Source organism: Nonomuraea sp. NPDC005692 (genome assembly GCF_040631115.1).
Lineage (GTDB): Bacteria > Actinomycetota > Actinomycetes > Streptosporangiales > Streptosporangiaceae > Nonomuraea.
Window position 1 is genome coordinate 907,720 of sequence record NZ_JBEXYU010000001.1, and the last position, 23,807, is coordinate 931,526.

At 72.1% G+C, this 23,807-nt stretch carries 20 protein-coding genes; 12 read left to right on the plus strand and 8 right to left on the minus strand.

Features of this window, described 5'->3' with window-relative positions; translation table 11 throughout:
* Window positions 1–891: 891 nt before the first annotated feature.
* The gene (locus ABZ459_RS04320; RefSeq protein ID WP_357965654.1) at window positions 892–2,958 is read right to left on the minus strand and encodes a DNA topoisomerase IV subunit B; all 2,067 of its coding nucleotides are present in this window, start codon (window positions 2,956–2,958) and stop codon (window positions 892–894) included.
* Window positions 2,959–3,205: 247 nt separating this feature from the next.
* On the opposite strand from ABZ459_RS04320, the gene ABZ459_RS04325 reads away from it, so the two are divergent.
* Window positions 3,206–3,436, plus strand: coding sequence for a hypothetical protein (locus ABZ459_RS04325; RefSeq protein ID WP_125639804.1), 231 nt, complete (start codon window positions 3,206–3,208; stop codon window positions 3,434–3,436).
* A 552-nt stretch (window positions 3,437–3,988) separates the two neighbouring features.
* On the opposite strand, the gene ABZ459_RS04330 is transcribed toward ABZ459_RS04325, so the two are convergent.
* The gene (locus tag ABZ459_RS04330; protein ID WP_357965658.1) at window positions 3,989–4,690 is read right to left on the minus strand and encodes a GNAT family N-acetyltransferase; all 702 of its coding nucleotides are present in this window, start codon (window positions 4,688–4,690) and stop codon (window positions 3,989–3,991) included.
* A 60-nt stretch (window positions 4,691–4,750) separates the two neighbouring features.
* On the opposite strand from ABZ459_RS04330, the gene ABZ459_RS04335 reads away from it, so the two are divergent.
* Complete coding sequence (locus ABZ459_RS04335; RefSeq protein ID WP_357965661.1) at window positions 4,751–5,497, plus strand: peroxide stress protein YaaA; 747 nt, start codon at window positions 4,751–4,753, stop codon at window positions 5,495–5,497.
* A 66-nt stretch (window positions 5,498–5,563) separates the two neighbouring features.
* Here ABZ459_RS04335 and ABZ459_RS04340 read toward each other — a convergent pair whose 3' ends face one another.
* The 3 genes from ABZ459_RS04340 to ABZ459_RS04350 form a co-directional block, all read right to left on the minus strand.
* The gene (locus ABZ459_RS04340; RefSeq protein ID WP_357965663.1) at window positions 5,564–7,231 is read right to left on the minus strand and encodes an RNA polymerase sigma factor; all 1,668 of its coding nucleotides are present in this window, start codon (window positions 7,229–7,231) and stop codon (window positions 5,564–5,566) included.
* Window positions 7,232–7,473: 242 nt separating this feature from the next.
* Complete coding sequence (locus ABZ459_RS04345; RefSeq protein WP_357965666.1) at window positions 7,474–9,564, minus strand: SpoIIE family protein phosphatase; 2,091 nt, start codon at window positions 9,562–9,564, stop codon at window positions 7,474–7,476.
* Between the two features lie 206 nt (window positions 9,565–9,770).
* A complete protein-coding gene (locus tag ABZ459_RS04350) occupies window positions 9,771–10,340 on the minus strand; it encodes an HhH-GPD-type base excision DNA repair protein (protein ID WP_357965668.1) in 570 nt (189 codons plus the stop codon).
* Between the two features lie 141 nt (window positions 10,341–10,481).
* Here ABZ459_RS04350 and ABZ459_RS04355 point away from each other — a divergent pair, with 141 nt between their 5' ends.
* The 6 genes from ABZ459_RS04355 (at window position 10,482) to ABZ459_RS04380 (ending at window position 15,339) form a co-directional block, all read left to right on the plus strand.
* Window positions 10,482–10,706, plus strand: coding sequence for a hypothetical protein (locus ABZ459_RS04355; RefSeq protein WP_352357735.1), 225 nt, complete (start codon window positions 10,482–10,484; stop codon window positions 10,704–10,706).
* A gap of 141 nt (window positions 10,707–10,847) precedes the next feature.
* Entirely contained in the window at window positions 10,848–12,338 is a 1,491-nt protein-coding gene (locus ABZ459_RS04360; protein ID WP_357965873.1) for a hypothetical protein, read from the plus strand.
* Between the two features lie 10 nt (window positions 12,339–12,348).
* A complete protein-coding gene (locus tag ABZ459_RS04365) occupies window positions 12,349–13,119 on the plus strand; it encodes a thioesterase family protein (RefSeq protein WP_357965671.1) in 771 nt (256 codons plus the stop codon).
* Window positions 13,120–13,139: 20 nt separating this feature from the next.
* A complete protein-coding gene (locus ABZ459_RS04370; protein WP_357965674.1) occupies window positions 13,140–13,895 on the plus strand; it encodes a 5-oxoprolinase subunit PxpA in 756 nt (251 codons plus the stop codon).
* Window positions 13,892–14,509: an allophanate hydrolase subunit 1 gene (locus ABZ459_RS04375; protein ID WP_357965677.1), complete on the plus strand. Its 618-nt coding sequence runs from the start codon at window positions 13,892–13,894 to the stop codon at window positions 14,507–14,509. Before ABZ459_RS04370 ends, ABZ459_RS04375 begins: the two co-directional genes overlap by 4 nt.
* Window positions 14,506–15,339: a biotin-dependent carboxyltransferase family protein gene (locus ABZ459_RS04380; RefSeq protein WP_357965679.1), complete on the plus strand. Its 834-nt coding sequence runs from the start codon at window positions 14,506–14,508 to the stop codon at window positions 15,337–15,339. The genes ABZ459_RS04375 and ABZ459_RS04380 overlap by 4 nt, the downstream gene beginning before the upstream one ends.
* On the opposite strand, the gene ABZ459_RS04385 is transcribed toward ABZ459_RS04380, so the two are convergent.
* A complete protein-coding gene (locus ABZ459_RS04385; protein ID WP_357965682.1) occupies window positions 15,317–16,135 on the minus strand; it encodes a PhzF family phenazine biosynthesis protein in 819 nt (272 codons plus the stop codon). The genes ABZ459_RS04380 and ABZ459_RS04385 overlap by 23 nt on opposite strands.
* A gap of 59 nt (window positions 16,136–16,194) precedes the next feature.
* Between ABZ459_RS04385 and sthA the strand changes: the two genes are divergently transcribed.
* On the plus strand, window positions 16,195–17,598 hold the full coding sequence (sthA, locus tag ABZ459_RS04390; RefSeq protein ID WP_357965685.1) for a Si-specific NAD(P)(+) transhydrogenase: 1,404 nt from the start codon (window positions 16,195–16,197) through the stop codon (window positions 17,596–17,598).
* A 62-nt stretch (window positions 17,599–17,660) separates the two neighbouring features.
* Window positions 17,661–18,575, plus strand: coding sequence for a DMT family transporter (locus ABZ459_RS04395; protein WP_357965687.1), 915 nt, complete (start codon window positions 17,661–17,663; stop codon window positions 18,573–18,575).
* Here ABZ459_RS04395 and ABZ459_RS04400 read toward each other — a convergent pair.
* Together ABZ459_RS04400 and ABZ459_RS04405 are read right to left on the minus strand one after the other, a co-directional pair.
* Window positions 18,561–19,289 carry a DoxX family protein gene (locus ABZ459_RS04400; protein ID WP_357965690.1) on the minus strand — a complete coding sequence of 243 codons (729 nt, stop codon included), beginning with the start codon at window positions 19,287–19,289 and terminating at the stop codon, window positions 18,561–18,563. The two genes, ABZ459_RS04395 and ABZ459_RS04400, sit on opposite strands and share 15 nt — an antisense overlap.
* 35 nt (window positions 19,290–19,324) lie before the next feature.
* On the minus strand, window positions 19,325–20,854 hold the full coding sequence (locus tag ABZ459_RS04405; RefSeq protein WP_357965693.1) for an MFS transporter: 1,530 nt from the start codon (window positions 20,852–20,854) through the stop codon (window positions 19,325–19,327).
* 254 nt (window positions 20,855–21,108) lie between these two features.
* Here ABZ459_RS04405 and ABZ459_RS04410 point away from each other — a divergent pair, with 254 nt between their 5' ends.
* Window positions 21,109–22,839, plus strand: a complete 1,731-nt coding sequence (locus tag ABZ459_RS04410; RefSeq protein ID WP_357965695.1) for a hypothetical protein — start codon at window positions 21,109–21,111, stop codon at window positions 22,837–22,839.
* A gap of 15 nt (window positions 22,840–22,854) precedes the next feature.
* Window positions 22,855–23,751, plus strand: a complete 897-nt coding sequence (locus ABZ459_RS04415) for a haloalkane dehalogenase (protein WP_357965697.1) — start codon at window positions 22,855–22,857, stop codon at window positions 23,749–23,751.
* Window positions 23,752–23,807 lie beyond the last annotated feature (56 nt).

A 23,807-nucleotide genomic window follows, 5' to 3' on the forward strand; every position in this document is an offset into this window, starting at 1 on the left:
GAGCGGCCGCCACCGCTGCTCATCTCGGCGGCGACGCAGCAGACACAGAACCAAGGCGCGCTGCGCTGTTCACGAGCCCCTCCCCACTCTCACAGCCGAACCGTCGGTGGCTCTGAGACGAATTGCCGGAGAAAGACCACATGCGACAGAAGGCGCATCACCGCACGCCCCTCAACGTCCCAAGACCGACGCACCACAAGGGCGGGCCCTCCGAGGCGGAGGAAGCAACCGCCCCTCCGAGGCCGCGGGTACGGGACGGCCCCGCCGAGACCGGTCGCCCGGGTCGCTCGGGTCGTCAGGCAGACTCTCGCCCTACCGCACGCCGGCGCACGCGCATCCGCCGGGAGGTTCACGCCGACCTCCCATGAGGACTTCCCCAAGCCAGCCCGCGTGCCATCCACCGGCAACGCCACACCTACTTGGGCCAGAAGTCCTGATACGGGGGTGCCGCCCCGAGGCCCGGGATATCGCCTTGAGCCCGATAACGCCCAGAATCCGGCGTCCTTCTGAGCCCGGCGTCGCCCTGAGGCCGATGCCACCCCAAACTCGGCATCTTCCTGGGCCAGGCGTCGCCCTGGGCCCGCTGGCGCCCGAAGTCGAGCACTACCTTGAGGCGCGGTGACGTGACATTGGGTCGTCGCCCTGAAGCCCGACCAGGGCGCAGCCCGGTAACACCAGGGGTCGTCTTGCGGTGGACGACATGTTGGAGAGCATTGTGGAAGCCCGGTGTCACGTTAAGGCCCGGTATCGCCCTGTCAGTGCAGTTGAAGCATGGTGGTCACCGAGAGGTGGGCGCGAGGCCCCGAAATCCTTGGGACCCGAGACCTTCCTTGAGCCGTCGTCGCAGGAACCCGGGGCCAGGTGTCCGGCCCCGGGAGCACCCGTCCGGGCTCAGGCGTCGATGTGGTCGCGGTCGACCTCGGCCGCGCTGCTGACGATGAACTCCCGCCGCGGCGCCACGTCGCTCCCCATCAGCAGGCTGAAGATGGCCTCGGCCCCCTCGGCGTCCTCGATGCGCACCCGGCGCAGCACCCGGTGCCGCGGGTCCATCGTGGTCTCGGCGAGCTGGTCGGCGTCCATCTCCCCCAGACCCTTGTACCGCTGCACCGGGTCCTTCCAGCGCTTGCCCCGCCGCTCCAGGTCGCGCAGGACCTTCTGCAGCTCGCCGTCGGAGTAGCAGTAGATGTACTTCTCCTTGCCGCGCCCGGGGTTGGTGAGCTCGATGCGGTGCAGCGGCGGCACGGCCGCGAACACCCGGCCGGCCTCCACCATCGGCCGCATGTAGCGGTGGAACAGGGTGAGCAGCAGACAGCGGATGTGCGCGCCGTCGACGTCGGCGTCGGCCATGAGGATGACCTTGCCGTAGCGGGCCGCCTCGATGTCGAACGAACGCCCCGACCCCGCCCCCACCACCTGGATGATCGCGGCGCACTCGGCGTTCTTGAGCATGTCGCTCACGGACGCCTTCTGCACGTTGAGGATCTTGCCGCGGATCGGCAGCAGCGCCTGGAACTCCGAGTCGCGGGCCAGCTTGGCCGTGCCGAGCGCGGAGTCGCCCTCGACGATGAACAGCTCGCTGCGGTCGACGGCGTCGCTGCGGCAGTCGACCAGCTTGGCGGGCAGCGCGGAGTTCTCCAGGGCGCTCTTGCGCCGCTGGTTGTCACGGTGCTCGCGGGCCGCGATACGGGCCTTGGCGGCGGCGACGATCTTCTCCAGCACGGCCCGCAGCGGCTGCTTGAACCCGCGCGGCGGGTTGGCGAACAGCTCCTTGAGCTCGCGCGAGACCACGTGGGAGACGATGCGGGTGGCCGCGGAGGTGCCGAGCACCTCCTTGGTCTGCCCCTCGAACTGCGGCTCGGGCACCCGGACGGTGACCACGCCGGTCAGCCCCTCGGAGATGTCCTCCTTGTTGACCGGGTCGTCACCGCTCTTCAGGAGCCGGGTCTCGCGCAGCAGCTCGTTGATCGTACGGACCAGGCCGCGCTCGAAACCGGTGATGTGGGTGCCGCCCTTGGGCGTGGCGATCACGTTGACGAACGAGCGCACGGTCGACTCGTAACCCTTGCCCCAGCGGACCGCCACGTCGACGGTGAGCTCGCGCTGCACCTCGGTGGGGGTCATGTGGCCCTGGTCGTCGAGGACCGGCACGGTCTCGTGGAAGTGGCCCACGCCCTGCAGCCGCAGCACCTCGCAGACGGGCTCGTCGCGGGCCAGGAACTCGGTGAACTCGGAGATGCCGCCGTCGAAGCGGAACTCCTCGCCGGTGCGCTCCTCGCCCCTGCTGTCGAAGACCGCCAGGGTCAGGCCGGGCACCAGGAACGCGGTCTGCCGCAGGCGCACGTGGATCTCGTCGAGCGAGACCTCGGCGTCGGGCAGGAAGATCTGCTTGTCGGCCCAGAAGCGCACGCGGGTGCCCGTGACGTTCTTGGGCAGGGAGCCGCCGATCCGCAGCCCGGACTTCTTCTTGAACTTGGCCGTGGGCCCGTCGCCGTCGAAGACGCCGGGCACGCCGCGCCTGAAGCTGATCTCGTGGACCCGCCCGTCGAGGTCGACCTCGACGTCGAGCCGGGAGGACAGGGCGTTGACCACTGAGGCGCCCACGCCGTGGAGGCCGCCGGAGGCGCCGTAGGAGCCGCTGCCGAACTTTCCGCCGGCATGAAGCTTGGTGTAGACGAGCTCGACGCCGGCCAGGCCGGTCTTGGGGTGGATGTCAACGGGGATGCCGCGGCCGTTGTCCCGCACCTCGATGGAACCGTCGGCGTAGAGCTCGACCTCGATGCGGTCGCAGTGGCCCGCCAGGGCCTCGTCGACGCCGTTGTCCACGATCTCCCAGAGGCAGTGCATGAGCCCGCGGCTGTCGGTGGACCCGATGTACATGCCCGGCCGCTTGCGTACGGCCTCGAGGCCCTCAAGCACCGACAGGTGACGAGCTGTGTAACCCGCCTCCACTACCGTCACTCTTGCTCCCCTGGTCTAAGCATCGAACACGTGTGCGTAGCCTACCGTTCTTCCCTCAGGCGCGCGTACAAGCTTGCCATGGCGACACGTTTGCCGTTACCAACCGGCTGATCACCATTACTTTCGGACACATTCTGCTCTGGGCGTAGCGAGGCGGAGGTTGGGAACGTCCACGTCCGGTTAGATGTTGTCTCAAGTGACTGACGCCAGATCCTCGCTTCGGCGGGGGTGACCCGAAAGGCGATACGTGACTGGAGCTCTCGCCCCCGTTAAGCCGCTGACGGCCCTCGACCGCTGCGACCGCTGCGGCGCCCAGGCCTACATTCGCGCGACCCTGCCTGTTGGTGGGGAGCTGCTGTTCTGCGCCCACCATGGGCGTCAGCACGTCGCAGCGCTGCGCGAAAAGGGCGCCGACATCCTGGACGAGTCGGCTCGCCTCAGCGAAACCCCGTCAATGAACCCCAACGACGACCGCTGACGCGTTCGTTGTGATCACATAACCACATATTGCACGTCCAGTTCGGCGATCCCGGCGCACCACGCCGGGGTCGCCGTTCTGCGTTCAGACCCACGCAAGCCGTGACTCCGGGGTACGCAGGCGGTGGCTGGGTTGCACGCACGCGGTGATCCAGGCCGCACCCGCCGTACACCAAGCCCGACCCACGGCGGTCAGGGCCGCATCCACGCCATAGCCCCAACCCTCCACACCCGGCGGTTCAGGCCGCGCACAGGGCGGTGGCCCAGGGCGCGCCCACCATGCACCAGGACCGCCGCACGGTGGTCAAGGCCACATACGCGCCGTAGTCCCAACCCACCGCACGCGGCGGTTAGGGCCGCACGTAAGCGCTGGCCGGGTCGCATGCAAGGGGCCGTCCAAGGCGCGCGCAGGCGGTGGTCCAGGGCACGCCCGCCGTACACCACGGTCGCCGCACGGTGATCAGGGCCGCATGCGCGCCGTAGTCCCAACCCTCTGCACGCGGTGGTTCGGCCGCTCGCGCGCCCTTGGTTCAGGCCCTTCGTACGGCGGGTGTCAGGTCGTACGCACTCTGTAGTGGTATCGGCCGACGGTCTGGAAACCCTCGCCGCGGTACAAAGCCTGAGCCCCGTGGTTCGGCTCGGTGGTGACCAGGTACGCGTTCTTCGCCCCGGTATGCCTGGTCAGGGCGCGCAGCACCGTACGGGCCAGTCCGCGCCGCCGGGCCCGCGGCAACGTCGCCATGCAGAAGATCCCCGCCGTGTCGCCCTGCGGCACGACCCGGCCGACCGCGACCGGCACGCCGTCCTCCTCGACGGCCCCGTACCAGGCGGGCACGCCGGTGCAGATGCGGGCGGCCTCCTCCAGGCCGGCGCCGTACCGGCCGTCCACGGACCACCAGGTCTCCAGCCATTCCGGCCACGGGTGGTCCTCGATCCGGACCGGGCCGCGCGGCTCGGCCGACGGCGATCCGGCCATGATGACCGTCGGATCGACCAGCTCGTACCCGCGGCGGGCCAGCTCGGCGTCCAGGCCGGGCCAGGTGCCGGGGCCGACGGAGAAGGCGCAGCTCTGTCCCCGCTCGCCGTAGAACGCCTCGGCGGCGCCGATCGCGGTGTCCAGGTCGGCGGGGGCGTTCAGGGCGAGCACCGAGTTCGCCCGTTTGGTCACGCCGCCGGCGGAACGCAGCACCCAGCCGTCGTGAACACGCTGCTCGTAGGCCGGCCACGCCTGGTGCACCAGCAGGTCGACGTTCATCCGCGCAGCCTAGCCGACCAGCGCGAACACCCTCTGACCGGCCCGTTAGGGTGTGGGGTTGTGCTGATTCTGCTGCCGCCGTCCGAAGGAAAGGCCGCCGAGGGAAGCGGGCCGCCGCTCGGGGAGCTGTCCTTCCCCAAGCTCGACCGTGCCCGCAAGCGGGTCATGACCGCGCTCATCCGGGCCTCCAAGCGCCGCGACGCCGCGCAGGTGCTCGGGCTGACGCCCGGTCTGGCGGGCGAGGCGGCCAAGAACACGGTGTTGCGGACCGCGCCCACCCTTCCGGCCGCCGACCTCTACACCGGCGTCCTGTACGACAACCTCGGCCTGAACACCCTGGACGACGCCGCCCGGGCCAGGGCGGAGGAGTCCGTGCTGATCTTCTCCGGCCTGTGGGGCGTGTTGCGCATCTCCGACCAGGTGCCCCCGTACCGCCTGTCGATGGGCGTCAGCCTGCCGCCGCTGGGCGGCCTGGCCGCCTACTGGCGCACGCACCTGTCCAAGGAACTGGACCGGATGCCGGGGCTGGTGGTGGACCTGCGCTCGGCCACGTACGCGGGGGCGTGGCAGCCCGGCGACCGGTCGGTGTCGGTACGCGTCTTCCGCGACGGCAAGGTCGTCAGCCACATGGCCAAGGCCACCCGGGGCGAGATCGCCCGCGTCCTGCTCCAGCAGGAGGAGGCCCCCGGCACGCCCGGCGAGCTGGCCAAGACCCTCGGCAACCTGGGCTGGACGGTCGACCTCGCCGAGCCCGCGCGGACGAACCGCCCCTGGCTGATCGACGTGCACGTCACCGACCCGGCCTGACGACCTCCGGAAACGGCGATCGCCCCGCCCGGAGGGTTCCGGACGGGGCGATCGACGAGGTGGCTCCTAGTCCAGGTAGTCGCGCAGCACCTGGGACCGGGACGGGTGACGCAGCTTGGACATGGTCTTCGACTCGATCTGGCGGATGCGCTCACGGGTGACCCCGTAAACCTTGCCGATCTCGTCGAGCGTCTTCGGCTGCCCGTCGGTGAGGCCGAACCGCATGGACACGACGCCCGCCTCCCGCTCCGACAACGTGTCGAGAACGGAGTGCAGCTGCTCCTGCAGCAGCGTGAAGCTGACGGCGTCGGCCGGCACGATGGCCTCGGAGTCCTCGATGAGGTCACCGAACTCGCTGTCGCCCTCCTCACCCAGCGGGGTGTGGAGGGAGATGGGCTCGCGGCCGTACTTCTGGACCTCGACGACCTTCTCGGGCGTCATGTCCAGCTCGCGGGCCAGCTCTTCCGGCGTGGGCTCGCGGCCGAGGTCCTGCAGCATCTGCCGCTGGACCCGGGCCAGCTTGTTGATCACTTCGACCATGTGGACCGGGATGCGGATGGTCCGCGCCTGGTCGGCCATGGCACGCGTGATCGCCTGCCGGATCCACCACGTGGCGTAGGTGGAGAACTTGTAGCCCTTGGTGTAGTCGAACTTCTCCACGGCCCTGATCAGGCCGAGGTTGCCCTCCTGGATCAGGTCGAGGAACAGCATGCCGCGCCCGGTGTAGCGCTTGGCCAGCGAGACCACGAGCCGGAGGTTGGCCTCCAGCAGGTGGTTCTTGGCCCGGCGGCCGTCTTCGGCGATCCATTCGAGCTCGGCTCGGACGTCGACCGGCAGGCTCTCGGTCTCGCCGCCGCCGAGCTGCTCCTCGGCGAACAGGCCGGCCTCGATGCGCTTGGCCAGCTCGACCTCCTGCTCGGCGTTGAGCAGGGGGACCTTGCCGATCTGCTTGAGGTAGTCCTTCACCGGGTCGGCGGTGGCGCCGGCGGCGGCCACCTGGGCGACCGGGGCGTCGTCGTCGTCGTCGGACAGGATGAGGACCTCGTCCTCGCTCTTGTCCGCGGTGGCGGCGACGGCGACGTCGGCGGCCTTGGGCTCGTCGTCGGAGTCGTCGTCGGAGTCGGAGTCACCCTCGGCTTCGGCGTCGTCCTCGGCCACGATGTCGTCGACCTCGATGTCCTCGAGGTCCTCCAGCTCCACGTCGCCGTCGAGCTCGAGATCGTCGTCGTCGTCCGCGTCGGTCGCCTTGGCGCCCTCGGGTGCCTTCGGCTTGGTCTCGGCAGGCCCAGCGCTGACTTCTGGCTTGGCCTTCTTGGCGGCGGCCGGAGCCGCCTTCTTCGGAGCGGGAGCGGCCTTCTTGGCCGGAGCCGGCTTCTTGGCGGCCGGCTCGGCCTCAGCGGCGCCCACGACCGCGGTCACGGTCTCGGGCTGCTGCTCTTTGGCGGCCGCTGCCGTCTTGGTCTTGACGGGGGCAGCGGTGCGGCGCTTTGCTGGACCACGAGACTTCTTCGGCGCAGCCGAATCCGCGGCGGTCACCACCACGGTCACGCCCTCTTTGCTGAGGTTCCGCAAGAACGCGGCGGCGTGCGACATGGGGATGTCCGCCTCCTCGAAGGCCTGACGGACATCCTCAGACTCGAGGAAACCCTGCGAGCGCCCACGCTCGAGCAGTCGCTGAATGACGGGCTCGTTCAGCTCTTGTGGCTTCGAGCGAGTCGAACTTGCAGGCGACACGAACACCTCTCGAACGAACGCGTGGCGACAATGGACCCAGATGCCCGCTGGGGGCTGTTGCCTCTCTCGGAGATCGGTGAGGCCGTGCGAAGCGCGACGGACCTGACACAGCATTGTGGCACGACCCCGCACTCCATACGGCCACCTCCCGGCGGTTGTCCTCCACCCTAGGCCGACCAAGACAGTAGTGCGTACGTAAGCGGGGCACTGATACCCGAAAGCAACCGTTATGACTGTTTCATTCAGTCACTCTTCGTGGCCGGCGGGACGTGAATTGCGAGCGCGGTAACGTCATCATCCTGTTCATATCCAGACAACATCCGGTCAACCAGGAAGTCCAGCAACATGTGCGGACTGCTGACCACCTCAGGCGGCGCTTCGGTCACAACACTGCAAATCTCTGCGAGACCGGCGTCAAGCCCTCGCTTCCTGTTCTCCACGAGACCGTCTGAGTAGAGCACCGCGGTGTGTCCCGGCGGCACCACGAACCGGAACTGCCGGCGGCTGGTGGGCCAGCCCAGCGGCGTGCCGGGCTCGGCGTCGCACAGGATCGCCGTGCCCTGGGGCGAGACGAGGACGGGTGGCGGGTGGCCGGCCATGGCCAGCGTGCCCTCGCCAGTGACCGGCTCGACGACCATGTAGGCCAGCGTGGTGACCTGCTCCTCCTCTTCCGTGGCCTCGAAGACCCGGTCGAGGCCCGTGAGCACGGCGGCGGGCGGCGGATTGGTGAGCGCGAGGGCCCGCATCGCGTTGCGGATGCGGCCCATGCCCGCCGCGGCCTTGACGCCCTTGCCCATGACGTCGCCGACGACCGCCGCGACACGCCCGTCCTGCAGGACGAACGCGTCGTACCAGTCGCCGCCGACCTGGACGTGGCGGCTACCAGAACGGAAGCGCTGGGCCAGCACCAGGCCCTTGACCACGGGCAGGCGGTCGGGCAGCAGGCTGCGCTGCAGCGTCTCGGCCGTGCGGTGCTCACGCTCGAACAGCGTGGCCCGCTCCACGGCCAGGGCGCACTGCCCGGCCAGCGCCTCCAGGAAGACGCCGTCCTCCTGGGAGATCTTCTGCGGGCGCGTGAACGAGAAGCGCAGCGCGCCGAGCGCCCGGCCGGCGGCCAGCAGCGGCAGGCCGACCCAGGCCCGCTCGTCGCCCTGGCTGATGAACCCGGCCAGCGCCTCCTCGTCGTCGCCGGCCTCCAGCAGCTGGGCCTTCAGCGACTCCGGCGACTCGGCGAAGACCGGACGGCGGCTGTTGACGGCCATCGTCATCACGTTGGAGTGGGACAGCGGGATCTCGTCACCCGAGCCCTGGACCTCGGGGATGCCCTCGCCGTTGACCAGCTTGAGCGCGGCGCGGTCGGTGTCGAGCAGCGCCACGGCCGAGCGGTCGGCGGCCAGGGCGGTGCGGCCCACGTCGATGATGACCTGGACGACCTGCTCGACCGTCAGGGCCTCGGCGAGCTGGGCCGTCGCGCCCTGGAGCCGGGCGGTGCGCAGGGCGGCGGCGCCGAGCTGGTCGGTCAGCCTGCCGCGCATCTCCTCGGCCTCGCGCTGCGGGGTGACGTCGGTGTTGGCGCCGACCCACTCCACGACCCTGCCGTGCCTGATGATCGGCACCGCGCGCACCTCGAAGTGGCGGTAGCCGCTGGCCCGGGTGCGGACCCGGTAGTTCCACTCGAACATCGTGCGGCCGCGCAGCGCCTCGCGCCAGGCCTCCTCGGTCTGCTGGCGCTCCTCGGGGTGGACGACCTCCAGCCAGCCGTTGGCGAGGTACTCCTCCAGCCCCTGACCGGTGATGGCGCGCCACTGGGGCGCGTCCTCGACGACGGCGCCCGTGGGCGAGGTGATCCAGACGAGCTGGGACTGCGCCTCGACCAGCGAGCGGTAGCGCTCCTCGCTGCGGCGCAGCGCCTCCTCGGTCTGCCTGCTCTCGGTCACGTCGAGGCCGACCAGCGCGATGGCGCGCAGCTCGCCCGCCTCGTCGTGGACCGGCGAGAACGACAACGACCAGTGACGGGTGTCGCCCTCGGCGGAACGCACCCGCACGCGGCCCTCGGTGACCGGCGCGTCACTCTCGATGACGGCCTGGACGGCGTGGGTGATGATCTGGCTCAGGTCGGCCGCCAGCACCTCGACCGGCGAGCGGCCCACCAGGCGCTCGGCGGGCACGCTGACGACGTCGCTGAACACGTCGTTGACCCGCTGGACGCGGCCATCGCCGTCGAAGAACGCGAAGGCGAACTCGGCCTCCGACAGCATGCCCTTGAACAGGGCGGAGTCTGAGATGTCCACATCCGACTCCCGGGGACGGGGAACGGAGGTCTCGGCGCTCATGGTCGGCACCTCCGTCGCGTGCCAGGGTCTCCCACGCGGCACATCTCCATAACTGTGTATCGGCGTAGCGCAGCTCCGGGCGACCGGATTCTGCAGTACATCATCGGCGATGGGCATGCGCCGACGGAAGCCCCCGCCGCCGCCCGGTCGCCATAAGGGTCAACGCATCCTGTCAAAGTCGCTCCACATTGCGCAGCAAGATCAGGTTACTCGCCCTTGGCCGCGCGCTTGGCCTCCTGCTTGGCGGCGCGCACCCGGCCCAGGCTGTCGGTGTCGACCACGTCGGCGACCGAACGGTATGACCCCTCCTCGCCGTAGAGTCCGGCTGCCTCACGCCAGCCTGACGGCTGGACCCCCAGCTGCTTGCCCAGCAATGCCAAAAAGATCTGGGCCTTCTGCTTGCCGTATCCCGGAAGGGCCTGCAGTCGTTTCAACAAGTCTTTCCCGTCGGCCGCGTCGCTCCAGATGAGCTCGGGCCGCCCGTCGTAGTGTTCGACGAGGTAGGCCGCGAGCTGCTGGACGCGGGCGGCCATCGACTTGGGGTAACGGTGCACGGCCGGCTTCTGCGCGAGCAGCGCGGCGAACGCCTCGGGGTCGCAGGCGGCGATCTCCTCGGCGGTCAGGTCGTGCCCGAGCCGCTCCGAGATGGTGTGCGGCCCTGTGAACGCCCATTCCATGGGAATCTGCTGGTCGAGCAGCATGCCGACGAGCAGGGCGAGCGGGCTGCGGCCGAGGAGCTCGTCTGCCTCGTCCCGCTGGGCGAGCTGGATGCGCATGGAAACAGCTTTGCACGAGAAGCGAACACAGGCGCCTCAGAGCCTTGACACAAGGCCGAGAAAAGATGAAATGGGAGCGCAAGTCACCCTGCATACGTTCCTGGGGGTTTGCTCCCGGGTCTCCAGAGGAATCTCACATCTATGCTCGCTCTGGCCACACGCTTCCTCAGGGAGCCGGTCAGTCTCAGGCTGGCCGAAGAGTTCCTGACCGTACCCGTGGACACGATCGACCGGTGCGTGGCCGACGTGTGCGCGTGCGCCGAGCATCTCGGCGTCCCGGCCACGCCCGAGGTGGTGGAGCGCATCGCGCGCGAGCACCTGCTCGCCATCGTGAACTCCGCCCCGCCGCCCCGAAGTCCCCGCTGATCGCGGCTCCACCGATAACATCGGGGTCACCAGGCCGAGTTCTCTTCACCGTTTGCGCCTGGAATACGAGAGAGTGAGGGCGTGCGCCGACACCGACGAGATCCCCGGGAGAGCAGCCCGCCCGACGACGTGTTCCAGGAGATGGTGCAGGCGGCCCGCGAGCTGCTCGCGGTGCGCAGCCCTCTCGACGCGGAGCTGATGGTCTCAGACATGATCGGGGCCTGGTGGGGCAGGCGGGTCAGGGGCGGTGACGTGGAGCAGGTCCTCGGGGAGGGCCTGGTCGACTACGCGGCCAAGGCCGGCACCCCGGCCTCCCTGACGCTGCTGGTGTGCCTGGCCTACCTGGGCACCGCCCGCCAGGGCGCCAAGGCCGAGGGCGCGGCCCTGGCGATGATGGAGTCGGGCGTGGCCAGGCCCGGGTGGGCCGACAAGGTCGGCGCGGTCAAGCCCACCGGCTGCTACGTCTCCCGCGACGCCTACGGCGACCAGGACACGGTGATCTGCACGTTCGCCTACCGCTGGAACGAGGCATCGGTGCCGAGCGACCGGCACGCGCTGGTCGTGGTCGTCGACCACAACATGAGCGGCATGGCCCGCGACGCGTGGGTGTCCTCGCACGTCGACAAGCTGCTGGAGCAGGCCAGGGCCGAGGCGGCGGACAACCCGATGCTGCTGTTCGAGGAGATCCAGCCCGAGCAGGCCAGGGCGCTCCTGGACTCGGCCATGAAGGCCACCAGGGAGCCCAAGACGCCGCCGCCGGTGAGCGAGAGCTACAGCGCCTACCACGCCTTCGCCCGCGCCCGGCTCAAGGCGCTGCCGCCGGGCCGCAAACGTCCGGCGCCGCTGCACATCGAGGCGCCCTACAGCCGCGAGCGGCGGGCCATGCTGGCCGCCGAGTTCCTGGCCTCCGACGCCGCCGAGCACCTGTCGGACCCGTCGGCGGCCTCGCGCTGCGCCGACCACATCATCGACTACGGCTGCGAGCGCGACTTCAACCGGCCGCTGCGGGTCAGCCCGACCAAGTGCGAGACGTTCCTGCTCGACTGGCTGCCGCGCAAGGTGATGCTGAGCGTGGCCGAGCAGGAGGCGATGCCGCACGTGCTGTCGGCGTGGGTGCGCTTCGCCGCGCGCCGCACCGGCCTGCCCGAGCAGGGGCTCAAGGCCACGCTCGACGCGGTGTGGGAGGCCACGGGCAAGTTCCCCGAGGCCTACCGCGACCCGACGTCGTTCGGGCTCGACCGGCCGCTGCTGGAGCGGCTGCTGCCCGACGGCGACCTGTCGGCGCTGGCCAGGCGGGTGTTCGCGTTCCCCTACCTGCAGGGCGTGCACAACGGGATCGACCTCGACCGGCTCAACCCGGCCGACGAGGCCGACCGGCGCACGTTACTGGAGATCGACCACGGCGGCGTGATCGACCAGGAGCACCTGGCCTGGCACGAGGAGATCGCGACCCGGCTGTGGGACGGCGACCCGCCCCAGCTGTGGGAGGCCGCCCAGCGCCTGCTCGACCTCGGCCACGACCGTCACGACGTGCTCCACGTGCTGATCGAGATCGCCGAGCGCATCGGCGGCGACCCCGACGAGCTGGCCGCGGCGCTCGACGACATCGCCGACATCCCCGACGAGATCTAGAGTCCGTCCCATGTCGATGTACCGCCGGCTGGCCATGGGCCGCTACCTCGCCTCCGAGCACACCCAGGGGCCGTGGGACCCGGGCTCCCAGCACATGGGCCCGGTGACCGCCCTGATCGTCCATGAGCTCGACCGCACCGCGCCCCTGCCCGGCCTGGCGCTGTCCAGGCTGGCGGTCGACGTGTTCGCCCCGGTGCCCGTGGCCGAGCTGGAGGTCGTCACCGACGTCGTCCGCGACGGCAAGCGGGTGCAGTGCCTGTCGGCGGCCGTGCTGTCCGGCGGGCGCGAGTACGCCAGGGCCACCGCGTGGCGCATCCGCGAGGCCGACACGCCCGCCACGCCGGCCGCCGGGCCGCCCGCGCCCGTGCCGCCGCCCTCGCCCGAGCACGCGGGGTCCTACCTGGTGTCGGGCTTCGGCTACGGCAGGGCGTTCGACTGGCGGTTCGCCCGCGGCGGCCCGATGCTGAGCGGCCCGGCCACGGTGTGGGGCAGGCTGACCGTGCCGCTGGTGGAGGGCGAGGAGACCACCCCGTTCGAACGGCTGGCCGCGTTCGCCGACAGCGGCAACGGCGTGAGCCCGGCCGTCGACTTCGCCACCCACCTGTTCGTCAACGTCGACCTGACGATCTCGCTGTTCCGCACGCCGGTGGGCGAATGGACCTGCATGGACGCGGCCACCGCGATCGGCCCCGCCGGCCGCGGCCTGACCCGGACCACCCTGTACGACGAGCGCGGCGAAGTCGGCTCGGCGACTCAGACGTTGTACGTCGCGCCGAGGTAGCGCTGCGCCATGATGGTGGGATGGTGATCGACCTCAACGCCGACCTCGGTGAGGGTTTCGGCATCTGGCGGCTCGGCGACGACCTGGCGCTGCTCGACATCGTCACCAGCGCCAACGTCGCCTGCGGCTTCCACGCGGGCGACCCCGTGACGATCAGGCGCACGTGCGCCGCGGCCGTCGACCGCGGCGTGTCGATCGGCGCCCAGGTGTCCTACCGCGACCTGGCCCACTTCGGCCGCAGGGAGATAGAGGTCGAGCCCGAGGAGCTGTGCGCCGAGGTGCTCTACCAGCTCGCGGCCGTCGACGGCATCGCCAGGGCGATGGGCGGCCGGGTCTCCTACGTCAAGCCGCACGGCGCCCTGTACAACCGGGTCTGCCGCGACGAGGTGCAGGCGGCGGCGGTGATCGACGCCGTGGCCGACTACGACCCGTCGCTGCCGGTGCTGACGCTGCCGGTCTCGGCCGTGCACGAGGTGGCCGCGGCGGCGGGCGTCCCGACGGTGAGCGAGGCGTTCGCCGACCGGGCGTACACGGCGGCGGGGGCGCTGGTGCCGCGGCGCGAGGCGGGCGCGGTGATCCACGACGTGGCGGCGGTGACCACGCGGGCCCGCCGGATGGCCCTGGAGGGCTCTGTGACGGCCGTCGACGGCAGTCCGGTGTCCGTCTCCGCCCGGTCGCTGTGCGTCCACGGAGACACCCCTGACGCCGTCGGGCTGGCCCGTGCCGTGCGCAACGACCTGCTGGCGGCCGGAGTGGTCCTGCAGGCGTTCGCGTGATCCGTGCGGCGGGAGAGCACGCGCTGCTCGTGGAGACCGGGTCGCTGGCGGCCTCCCACCGGCTCGACGCGGCTCTGCGGGCCGAGCGGCCCGAGGGGGTCGTGGAGGTCGTGCCGGGGCCGGAGACCGTGCTCGTGGTGGCGCCGGGCGCCGATCGGGAGCGGTTGCGGGTCAGGCTGGCGGCCATGACCCGAACGGCGGGCGGGGCGGCGGGAGGGGCCGACGCTCCGGCCGGGCCGGTGGTGACGATTCCCGTCGTCTATGACGGCGCCGATCTCGATTCCGTCGCGGCGCTGGCCGGGATCTCGGCCGAGGAGGTGGTCGCCCGGCACACCGGGCGCGAGCTGGTGGTCGGGTGGCTGGGGTTCGCCCCGGGGTTCGCCTATCTGACCGGGCTCGACCCCGTGCTGGAACTGCCCCGGCTGGACACGCCGCGCACGTCGGTGCCGGCCGGCTCGGTGGCGGTCGCGGGGCCGTACTCGGCGGTCTACCCGGCCGCCTCGCCCGGCGGGTGGCGGCTGCTGGGTCGCACGGCGACGCGGGTGTGGGACGTGACGGCCGAGCCGCCGTCGTTGTTCCGGCCGGGGATGCGCGTGCGGTTCGAGCGCGCATGATCGAGGTGATCGCGCCCGGTCCGTACGCGACCGTCCAGGATCTGGGGCGGCCCGGCCTGGCCCATCTGGGCGTCCCACGTTCGGGGGCGGCCGACGCGCCGAGCCTGCGGCTGGCCAACCGGCTGGTGGGCAACCGCGAGGACGCGGCGGGCATCGAGGTGACGTTCGGGCTGGCGCGGCTGCGGTTCCGCGAGGGCGCGTGGGCGGCGCTGACCGGCGCGCCGGCGGAGGCGCGGATGGGGGGGCCGTTCTGGGTGCCGCCGGGGGGCGAGCTGCGGCTGGGGGCGCCGGAGTGGGGGCTGCGCACGTACGTGGCGGTGCGCGGCGGCATCGCGGTCGAGCCGGTGCTGGGCAGCCGGTCCACCGACTCGCTGTCGGGGCTCGGCCCCGAGCCGTTGCGGGCCGGGGCGCTGCTGCCGGTGGGCGGGTCCGTCGCCGAGGAGATCTCGGTGGACCTGGCGCCGCCGCCGGGGCCCGCGCCCGCCGTGCTGCGGGTGCTCGCCGGGCCGCGGGACGACTGGTTCGTCCCGGAGGCGCTGGAGGCGCTGTGCGGGGGGCCGTACGCGGTGAGCCAGGACAGCAACCGCGTCGGTGTGCGGCTGCGCGGGCCCGAGCTGACGCGGGCCAGGAAGGGCGAGCTGCCGAGCGAGGGCATGGTCACCGGCGCCGTGCAGGTGCCGCCGAGCGGGCAGCCGATCGTGTTCCTCGCCGACCACCCGCCCACGGGCGGCTACCCGGTGATCGCGGTGGTGCGGCAGGCCGACCTGCCGGTCGCGGCGCAACTGCGGCCCGGCGACGAGGTGCGCTTCACAACGCGACCTGGCCGCTGACGCAGGTGACGACCGCCCCGCCGACCCACACGTCCCGCTCGTCGGCGGTGATCCGCACGCGCCCGGCCCGGCCGAGCACGGTCCCCTGCCCCGCCGTGTACGGCGCCTTCACCCGCCCCGTGCGCAGCAGGAACTGCGCCAGGGACGCGTGCAGGCTGCCGGTCACCGGATCCTCGACGTCGGGAGCGAACACGCGCACCTCGTAGGCGTACGGCGAGCCCTCCCGGCACGGCCCCGCCACGCCGACCATGTGCTCGATCGCGCCCGGCCGCAGCTCCAGCACCTCCTCGGCGGCGGCCAGCAGCACCACCACCACCCATCCGGGCCCGTTGTCGGCCCATTCGACGGCCAGCATGCGTTCGCGCCCGATGCGCAGGGTCTCGGCCAGGCGCTCGGCGAGCTCCTCCTCGACCGGCCCCGACCGCACCAGCTCGGGCGCGGCGAAGGCGAGCCCGTCCTCGGTCCTGCGCACCCGGATCAGCCCGGCGTCGCACTCCTGGACGATCTCCGCCGCGTCGCGCGGCCGGCCGCCGCTCTCCAGCCAGGCGTGGCAGGTGCCGAGCGTGGGATGCCCGGCGAAGGGCAGCTCGCCGCTGCCGGTGAAGATCCGGACCCGGTAGTCGGCCCCGGGCACGGTCGGGGGCAGCACGAACGTCGTCTCGGACAGGTTCGTCCAGGCGGCGAAGCGCCGCATCTCCTCGGTGTCCAGCCCTTGGCCGTCGAGCACGACCGCGAGCGGGTTGCCGCGATAAGGGACGGAGGTGAACACGTCGACCTGACGGAATGCACGTTGCATACGCGCAGTCTGGCCGACGGGTCTTCCGCCGGTAACCCCGCGCGCTCACACTGGGCGATGTGGCGGACTACGACGTGCTGGTGCTCGGCTCCGGTCCCGGCGGGCAGAAGGCCGCCATCGCGGCGGCGAAGCTGGGCAGGCGGGTCGCCGTCGTCGAGAAGCGGAACATGATCGGCGGCGTCTGCATCAACACCGGCACGATCCCGTCCAAGACGCTGCGCGAGGCGGTCCTCTACCTCACCGGCCTCAACCAGCGCGAGCTGTACGGCGCCAGCTACCGCGTCAAGGACGAGATCACGGTCGCCGACCTCGGGATGCGCACGCAGCACGTGATCGGCCGCGAGGTCCAGGTGATCCGCAGCCAGCTCGGCCGCAACCACGTCACGGTCCTGCCCGGCACCGGACGTTTCCTCGACCCGCACACCATCGGGATCAGCGGCGACGAGGAGCGCAAGGTCACCGCCGACCGGATCGTGATCGCCACCGGCACCTCCCCCGCCCGCCCGGACAGCGTGCAGTTCGACGAGCGCACGGTCATCGACTCCGACGCGATCCTGCACCTGGACCGGGTGCCCGAGACCATGGTCGTGGTCGGCGCCGGGGTCATCGGCATCGAGTACGCCTCCATGTTCGCCGCCCTCGGCACCAAGGTGACCGTGGTCGAACGGCGCGAGCGCATGCTGGAGTTCTGCGACCTGGAGATCGTGGAGGCGCTCAAGTACCACCTGCGCGACCTGGCGGTGACCTTCCGCTTCGGCGAGCACGTCGCCGCCGTCGAACGCCGCCCGCGCGGCGCGCTGACCCTGCTGGAGAGCGGCAAGCGCATCCCCGCCGACTGCGTCATGTACTCGGCCGGACGCCAGGGCAGGACGGCCGAGCTGAACCTGGTGGCCGCCGGGCTGGCCGCCGACGACCGCGGCCGGATCCGGGTGGACGAGCACTACGCCACGGCCGTGCCGCACATCTACGCGGTCGGCGACGTGATCGGCTTCCCGGCGCTGGCCGCCACCTCGATGGAGCAGGGCCGGGTGGCCGCCCAGCACGCCTGCGGCGAACCCGTGGAGCAGCTGCGGGAGCTGCCGCCCATCGGCATCTACACGATCCCGGAGATCAGCTTCGTCGGGAAGTCGGAGGACGAGCTGACCCGCGACCGCATCCCGTTCGAGGTCGGCATCTCGCGCTACCGGGAGCTGGCCAGGGGGCAGATCATCGGCGACTCGTACGGGATGCTCAAGCTGCTGGTCTCCTCCGATGACCGGCGGCTGCTCGGCGTGCACGTGTTCGGCACGGGGGCGACCGAGCTGGTGCACATCGGCCAGACCGTGATGGGCTGCGGCGGGACCGTGGACTACCTGGTCAACGCGGTGTTCAACTATCCGACGCTGGCGGAGTCGTACAAGGTGGCGGCGCTGGACGCGATGAACAAGATGCGGGTGGTGGCCCGGCTCACCGCCGACATGTAACTTCTGCCAATTGTCGGTTCTGACCGCTACGCTCCTCGATGGTTCATCTAGGGGAGGCGTACGTGCGCAGCGAGACCGCGGGGAGGTGGCTGCCCGCGTTCCTGCTGCTGGCCGCCATCTGGGGCAACAGTTTCTTCTTCATCAAGGTCGCCGTGGGGGCGCTGCACCCGCTGCAGGTGTCGTTCGGACGCATGGCGGTCGGCGCGGCCACCCTGCTCATCGCGCTCGCGGTCACCAGGCGGGCGCTCCCCCGCGACCCGCGGCTGTGGGGGCACTTCCAGATCGCCTCCGTCGTGCTCACCACGCTGCCCTTCACCCTGTTCGCCTACGGCGAGCAGTACGTCTCCTCCGTCGTCGCCGCCATCTGGAACGCCACCACGCCGCTGTGCACTCTGGCCTTCACGCTGGTGCTGCGCGCCGAACGGGCGACCGCCGCGCGGGCGGCCGGGCTCGGACTCGGGTTCGCCGGCGTCATGGTGGTGCTCGGGGTGTGGCAGCCCATGGCGGGCGGGCAGCTCGGCGGCAGCCTGGCCTGCTTCGGGGCGGCGCTCTGCTACGGGGTCGGCGGGGCGTACATGGGGCGTTTCATCACCGGGCGGCGGTCCGAGCCGCCGGTGGTGCTGGCCGCGGGACAGCTGCTGACCGGCGCGGTCCAGCTCGCGGTGATCACGCTGGTGGCGGGCGTGCCGCTGGTGGACACCGCGGCGCCCGCCGAGGTCTGGTGGAGCCTGCTGGGCCTCGGCGGCCTCGGCACCGGCGTGGCCTACCTGCTGCTGTACCGGGTCCAGGCCCTGGCGGGCGTGACGACGACCTCGACGGTGACGTACCTGCTGCCGGTGTTCGCGGTGGCCTCCGGCGTGCTGCTGCTCGACGAGACGATCACCTGGAACCAGCCGGTGGGCGCGCTGGTCATCCTGCTGGCCATCGCGCTCACCCAGGGCGCGCTGCGCGTGCCCGCGCGCTCAGCCCTCCGATGAGGGACGGCGGCCGCGGGGCGCGGGCTTCTTGCGGCCCGCCACCAGCGTGTCGCCGGTCGCCGGGGCCGGCGCGGGCTCCTCGGTCGCCGGCGGGCCGGCGGGCCGCGTGCGGGGCCGCGGGTGCGGCATGGTGTCCGTCATGGGCGAGGGCGCGTCCCCGGCCTGCTGCCCGGTCTCCTCGGCCTGCCGCCCGGTCTCCTCGGTCTGGGGGACGGCGTCCTCGGCCGGTCTCGACTGGCGGGCGGGCGTGTCGGCGTCGCGCAGCGAGGCGATGACCCGGTCGGCCTCGGCGTCGGCGGCGAACTCGTCGGCCGCCTCGCTCTCCCGCCTGCGGATCACCACCATGTGGTCGACCGACAGCCGTCCCGCGCCCACGACGGCCAGCAGAATGGCGGCCGCCCCGAGCAGGATCAGCTCGTTCATGCTGATGGGGTTGAGCGGCGGGGCCACCAGGAAGACGCCCAGCGCCTCGGCGAACAGGATCAGCCCGGTGACGGCGACCCCCAGCCCGGCGATCAGCAGCGCCCCGCCGATCAGCTCGGCGAGCATGGTGACCGTGGCCCACGCGCCGGGCGCGGGCGCACCCTGCTGGAGGAACTTCGCGCCGGTGGCGGTGAGCCCGTCCTCCAGCTTGGTCCAGCCGTTGGCGAAGAAGATGCCGCCCACGCCGACGCGGGCGACTAAGGCGGCGACATCACGCAGGGCCTGTTTCACGGTATTTGTCTGCCCTGTTCGGGTCATGGCACACCTCAATCACGGCTGAGCAGCACGGCCACCGCGACGGCGGTCAGGCCGAGCAGGACGACGCTGACGACCACGGTCGTGTGCAGCGCGTTGACGAAGGCCCAGCGTGCGGCGCCGAGCAGCGCGTCGCCGGTGCTGCCGCCGATCTCGCGGGCGACGTGGGCGGCTCCGGCCAGCGACTGCCTGGCCTGGTCCATGCGGCCCACGGACACGCCGGGCACGGCGGGCAGGGCGGGCGCGTAGGCGAGCGTGGTGATCGTGCCGAGCACCGCGACGCCGAGGCCCGCGCCCAGCTCGTACGCGGTCTCCTCGATGGCCGCGGCCCCGCCGGCCCGGGACTCGGGGACGGAGGACATGATCGTGTCGGAGGCGGCCAGCAGCGCCACCTGCACGCCGAACCCGATGCCCACGAAGCAGACCGCCAGCATCACGGGATGGCCCTCGACGCCCCAGTCCAGCGTGGGGGTCAGGGCCAGCGCGACGAGCCCGAGCCCGCCGCTCATCGTGGCGCGCATGCCGATCCTGGGCAGGATGTGGGCCGCGGCGAGGCCGCCGGTGACGGCCGACAGCACCAGCGGCAACATCCTGATCGCCGCGCGCACCGGGCTGTCGCCCAGCACCAGCTGCAGGTACTGGGCCAGCATGAGCTGGAGCCCGACCAGCGCGAACACGCCCAGCAGCACGCCGGCCACGCCGGTGGTGAACTCGCGCCGCCGGAACAGGGCCAGCTCCAGCAGCGGCGCCGGCAGACGGGACTGACGGCGGACGAACGCGACCAGCAGGCCCGCCCCGCCGAGGAAGACCAGCACCGAGGCCCAGAACGGCAGCAGGCTCCCCGCCCCGGCCTCCTTCAGCCCGAAGGCCAGGGCGAGCAGGCCGAGCACCGACAACACGGCGCTCGTCGAGTCCCAAGGGCGTTCCCTGCGCAGCGGCGACTCCGGCAGCAGCCGGACGGCCAGGGGCAGCAGCACCAGCAGGATCGGCACGTTGATCAGGAAGACCGCGCCCCACCAGACGCCGACCAGCACGCCGCCGATCAGCGGGCCCACCGCCGCCCCGGCCGCGGCCACCGCGCTCCAGACGCCGAGCGCGACGGCCCGTTCGCGGCGGTCGGTGAACACCTGGCGGATCAGTGAGAGCGTGGCCGGCATGATCATGGCGCCGCCGACACCGAGCAGCGCCCTGGCCAGGATCAGGGTCAGCGGCGTGGGCGCGAACGCCGCTCCCGCCGAGGCCACGCCGAACAGCACGAAGCCGCCCAGGACCAGCCGCTTGCGGCCGTAGCGGTCGCCGAGCGTGCCGAACACGATGAGCAGCGGCGCGACGACGAGCGAGTAGCTGTCGATGATCCACAGCAGCTCGACGGAGGACGGTTCGAGCGCGGCCGTGAGCGCGGGCACCGCGATGTGCAGGACGGTGGCGTCGACCGTGATCAGCAGCAGGCTCAGGCACAGCAGCACGAGGACGGCCCAGCGGTTGTCCCGTCGCGGGCGATCGGCACGCCGTACGAGGGGTGCGGCCTGTGTGACGGTCATGGGCCTCCTTGCAGGCCGATCCGGTCACCAGGGCCTGCACGCGCAGAACGGTCGAAAGCGGGGGAACTCACGGGGGCGGTCTCGCGCCCTCTCCTGCCGTGGCTCTCCACTCCGGCTTGCGTGGCAGCTTAGGCCATGCCAGGCGCTCGGCATAGCGGTATGGGCCGATCCGCGACGCCCCCCACCTCTCTAGTGAGATACAGCCATATGTCTGGATCTACCCAACCTCCATCCGTCACCCGATCATGGAAGCCGTGGGGAACGATGGAAGTGCCGGGAAAGACGATATTTCCGATAAGTCCTCACGCGAGTGGTGCACCGAGGCCCTGACCAGGCTGAACGCGGGCCGTCCCGAATCGGCGCTGGAGGCCGCGCGCCGGGCGGCCGACCTCGACCCCGGCGACGAATGGGCCTGCCGCCTCATCAGCCTGGCCCACGAACGCCAGGGCCGCGACGCCGACGCCCTCCCCCCGGCCGAACGCGCCGTGGACCTCGCGCCCGGCTCCTGGTCCGCCCGCCTGCGCCTGGCCGCGATCTCCCGCCGGATCCCCGGCCGCTGGTCCGCGGCGGTCGCCGACGCCGTGCTGGCCGCGCGGTTCGCCCCCGAGGAGGCCGACCCCCAAGTCCTGCTCGGCGACCTGGCGCTGCTGCGCGGCGACCATCCGGAGGCCGGGCGGGCCTACCGCGCCGCGCTCGCCACGGCTCCGGCCCATCCGCAGGCCCGCGTGAACCTGGCCCTGTGCCTGCTGCGCTGGGACCGTCCGCGCCCGCACCACGACCCCGCCTGGCCGGTCGACCCGCGCCAGACGGGACGGGCCAGGCGGGCGCTGGAGGTGTGGGCGCGCCAGGCCCGGCTGCTGCTCGCCCTGGCCACGATCGCCGTCACGGCGGCCGCGCCGGCCCTCGACTCGGCGGTGTGGGCGCGGTGGTGCGGGTTCGCCGCGCTGGCCGCGCTGGTGCCGCTGACGGTCCGGCAGGCGCGGCGGGTGGGGGTCTGGGCGTACGTGCCGGCCATGGCCGGGCGCGATCCCTGGCTGGGCGCGGCCGTGGTGTCGGCCGGGTTGTCGGCGCCGGCGTTCGCGGGGTGGCTGCTGCTGGGCGCGGTGCCGGCGGCGCCGTCCTGGCGGGATCCGGTGTGGGCGGGGCTGGCCGGGATCGTGGTGCTGATGTGGCCGGCGCTGGCGGTCGTCCGGGTGCTGGCGGAGGCGTGGCGGGGGCGGCCGATGCCCGCGCTGGCCGAGCTGGCCCGCGCCACGGGCGAGCGCACGGCGGCCAGGAACGCCGGCGTGACGTTGTGGATCGTGCTCATCAGGACCTGGTCGGTGCTGGTGCCGCTGGTCGGCGGGGCGCTGGCGGTCGAGCCGCGGGCCGCGGTGGCGGCGGTGGCGGTGCCGTTCCCGATGCTGCGGGCCTGGCTGCGGGCGCGCCGCGGGGGCGACGGGTGGCTGCTCGCCGCGGGCGGTTTCGTGGCGCTCGCCGCGCTCGGCTGCGCCGTCGGCGGCGCGCTGGGGTCGGCGTGGGGATGGCGGGCGGGGCTGGGCGCGCTCGGCGCGGCGATGACGGTGTTCGCGGCGCACGCCCTGCGCGCGTGGTGGCGCGGCGCGCCGGGGCCCTGGCGGGCCTCGCTCGTCATGTGCGACCTGCCCATGGGCGGCGCGCCCTCGGTGACCCTGCCCCCGGAGGCGCGCCAGGCGTTCTCCTACGCCAGGAGCCTCGTCCTGTCCTACGGCGACCCGACGGGGCCGCGGGTCGTGGGCGCGGCCGGGTCCGTCACCTCCTCCGGCGAGCTGCGGCTGATCGCGGGGCCCGAGGCGTGGGAGGGCGTGGCGGGCGACCCGCGCGTCGCGGTGTTCGCGGCCGACCCGTTGCAGCGGCGGTTCTGGGTGGAGGTGCGGGGCGTCGCCCTGGCCGGCCCGGACGTCCTGCGCGTCACCCCCAAGCAGGTGCTCGTCGGCGAGTTCCCCGGCAGACACCAGCGACGGTGAATAGAGTTTTGTTCTATGCGGACCCTGCGCACCCCCGAAGAGCGTTTCGCGAGCCTGCCCGACTTCCCCTACGAGCCCCGCCACGCCGACCTGCCGGACGGCCTGCGCATGGCCTACGTCGAAGCCGGCCCCGCGGACGGCGAGCCGGTCGTCCTGCTGCACGGCGAGCCGAGCTGGTCCTTCCTCTACCGCCACGTCATGCGCGAGCTGGCCGCGGCCGGGCTGCGCGCGATCGCCCCCGATCTGATCGGTTTCGGCCGCTCGGACAAACCCGTGGACCCCGCCGAGCACACCTACGCCAGGCACGTCGAGTGGACCCGCGCGCTGCTGTTCGACGCGCTGGCCCTGGACCGCGTCACCGTCGTCGGCCAGGACTGGGGCGGCCTGATCGGGCTGCGGATCGCCGCCGAGCACCCTGAGCGCGTGGCCAGGATCGTGGCCGCCAACACGGGGTTGCCCTCGGGTGACATTCCCATGCCCGACGTCTGGCACCGCTTCAAGGACACCGTCGCCGGCGCCCCCACGCTGGACATCGCCCGGCTGGTCCAGGCGGGCTGCCGGACGCGCCTCAGCGACGAGGTGCGGGCGGCCTACGACGCGCCGTTCCCGGACGAGTCGTACAAAGCGGGCCCGCGCGCCCTGCCCGGACTCGTGCCGATCACGCCCGACGACCCCGCCGCGCCCGCCAACCGCGCTGCCTGGCAGATCCTCACCACGCTCGACCGCCCGTTCCTGGTGGCCTTCTCCGACGGAGACCCCATCACCGGCGGCATGGCGCCCATCATGCTCAAGGCCGTCGCGGGCACGGCCGGGCTGTCCCATCCGGTGATCGCCGGCGCCGGCCACTTCCTCCAGGAGGACGCCGGCACCGAACTCGGACGTCGGATCGCCCTTTTCGTGACCTCCACCTAGCGTGTCAGGCCCGCCCAATCGTCGGTCGGGTGCGGTATAACCGGGGGCGGACCGGG

What these genes read in the sequence shown, in the direction of transcription:
- ABZ459_RS04330 (WP_357965658.1), bottom strand. Translation starts at nt 4,690, where the DNA reads ATGAACGTCGACCTGCTGGTGCACCAGGCGTGGCCGGCCTACGAGCAG.
- ABZ459_RS04345 (WP_357965666.1), bottom strand. Translation starts at nt 9,564, where the DNA reads ATGAGCGCCGAGACCTCCGTTCCCCGTCCCCGGGAGTCGGATGTGGAC.
- ABZ459_RS04350 (WP_357965668.1), bottom strand. Translation starts at nt 10,340, where the DNA reads ATGCGCATCCAGCTCGCCCAGCGGGACGAGGCAGACGAGCTCCTCGGC.
- ABZ459_RS04355 (WP_352357735.1), top strand. Translation starts at nt 10,482, where the DNA reads ATGCTCGCTCTGGCCACACGCTTCCTCAGGGAGCCGGTCAGTCTCAGG.
- ABZ459_RS04360 (WP_357965873.1), top strand. Translation starts at nt 10,848, where the DNA reads ATGGTGCAGGCGGCCCGCGAGCTGCTCGCGGTGCGCAGCCCTCTCGAC.
- ABZ459_RS04365 (WP_357965671.1), top strand. Translation starts at nt 12,349, where the DNA reads ATGTCGATGTACCGCCGGCTGGCCATGGGCCGCTACCTCGCCTCCGAG.
- ABZ459_RS04370 (WP_357965674.1), top strand. Translation starts at nt 13,140, where the DNA reads ATGGTGATCGACCTCAACGCCGACCTCGGTGAGGGTTTCGGCATCTGG.
- ABZ459_RS04380 (WP_357965679.1), top strand. Translation starts at nt 14,506, where the DNA reads ATGATCGAGGTGATCGCGCCCGGTCCGTACGCGACCGTCCAGGATCTG.
- ABZ459_RS04385 (WP_357965682.1), bottom strand. Translation starts at nt 16,135, where the DNA reads ATGCAACGTGCATTCCGTCAGGTCGACGTGTTCACCTCCGTCCCTTAT.
- ABZ459_RS04405 (WP_357965693.1), bottom strand. Translation starts at nt 20,854, where the DNA reads ATGACCGTCACACAGGCCGCACCCCTCGTACGGCGTGCCGATCGCCCG.
- ABZ459_RS04415 (WP_357965697.1), top strand. Translation starts at nt 22,855, where the DNA reads ATGCGGACCCTGCGCACCCCCGAAGAGCGTTTCGCGAGCCTGCCCGAC.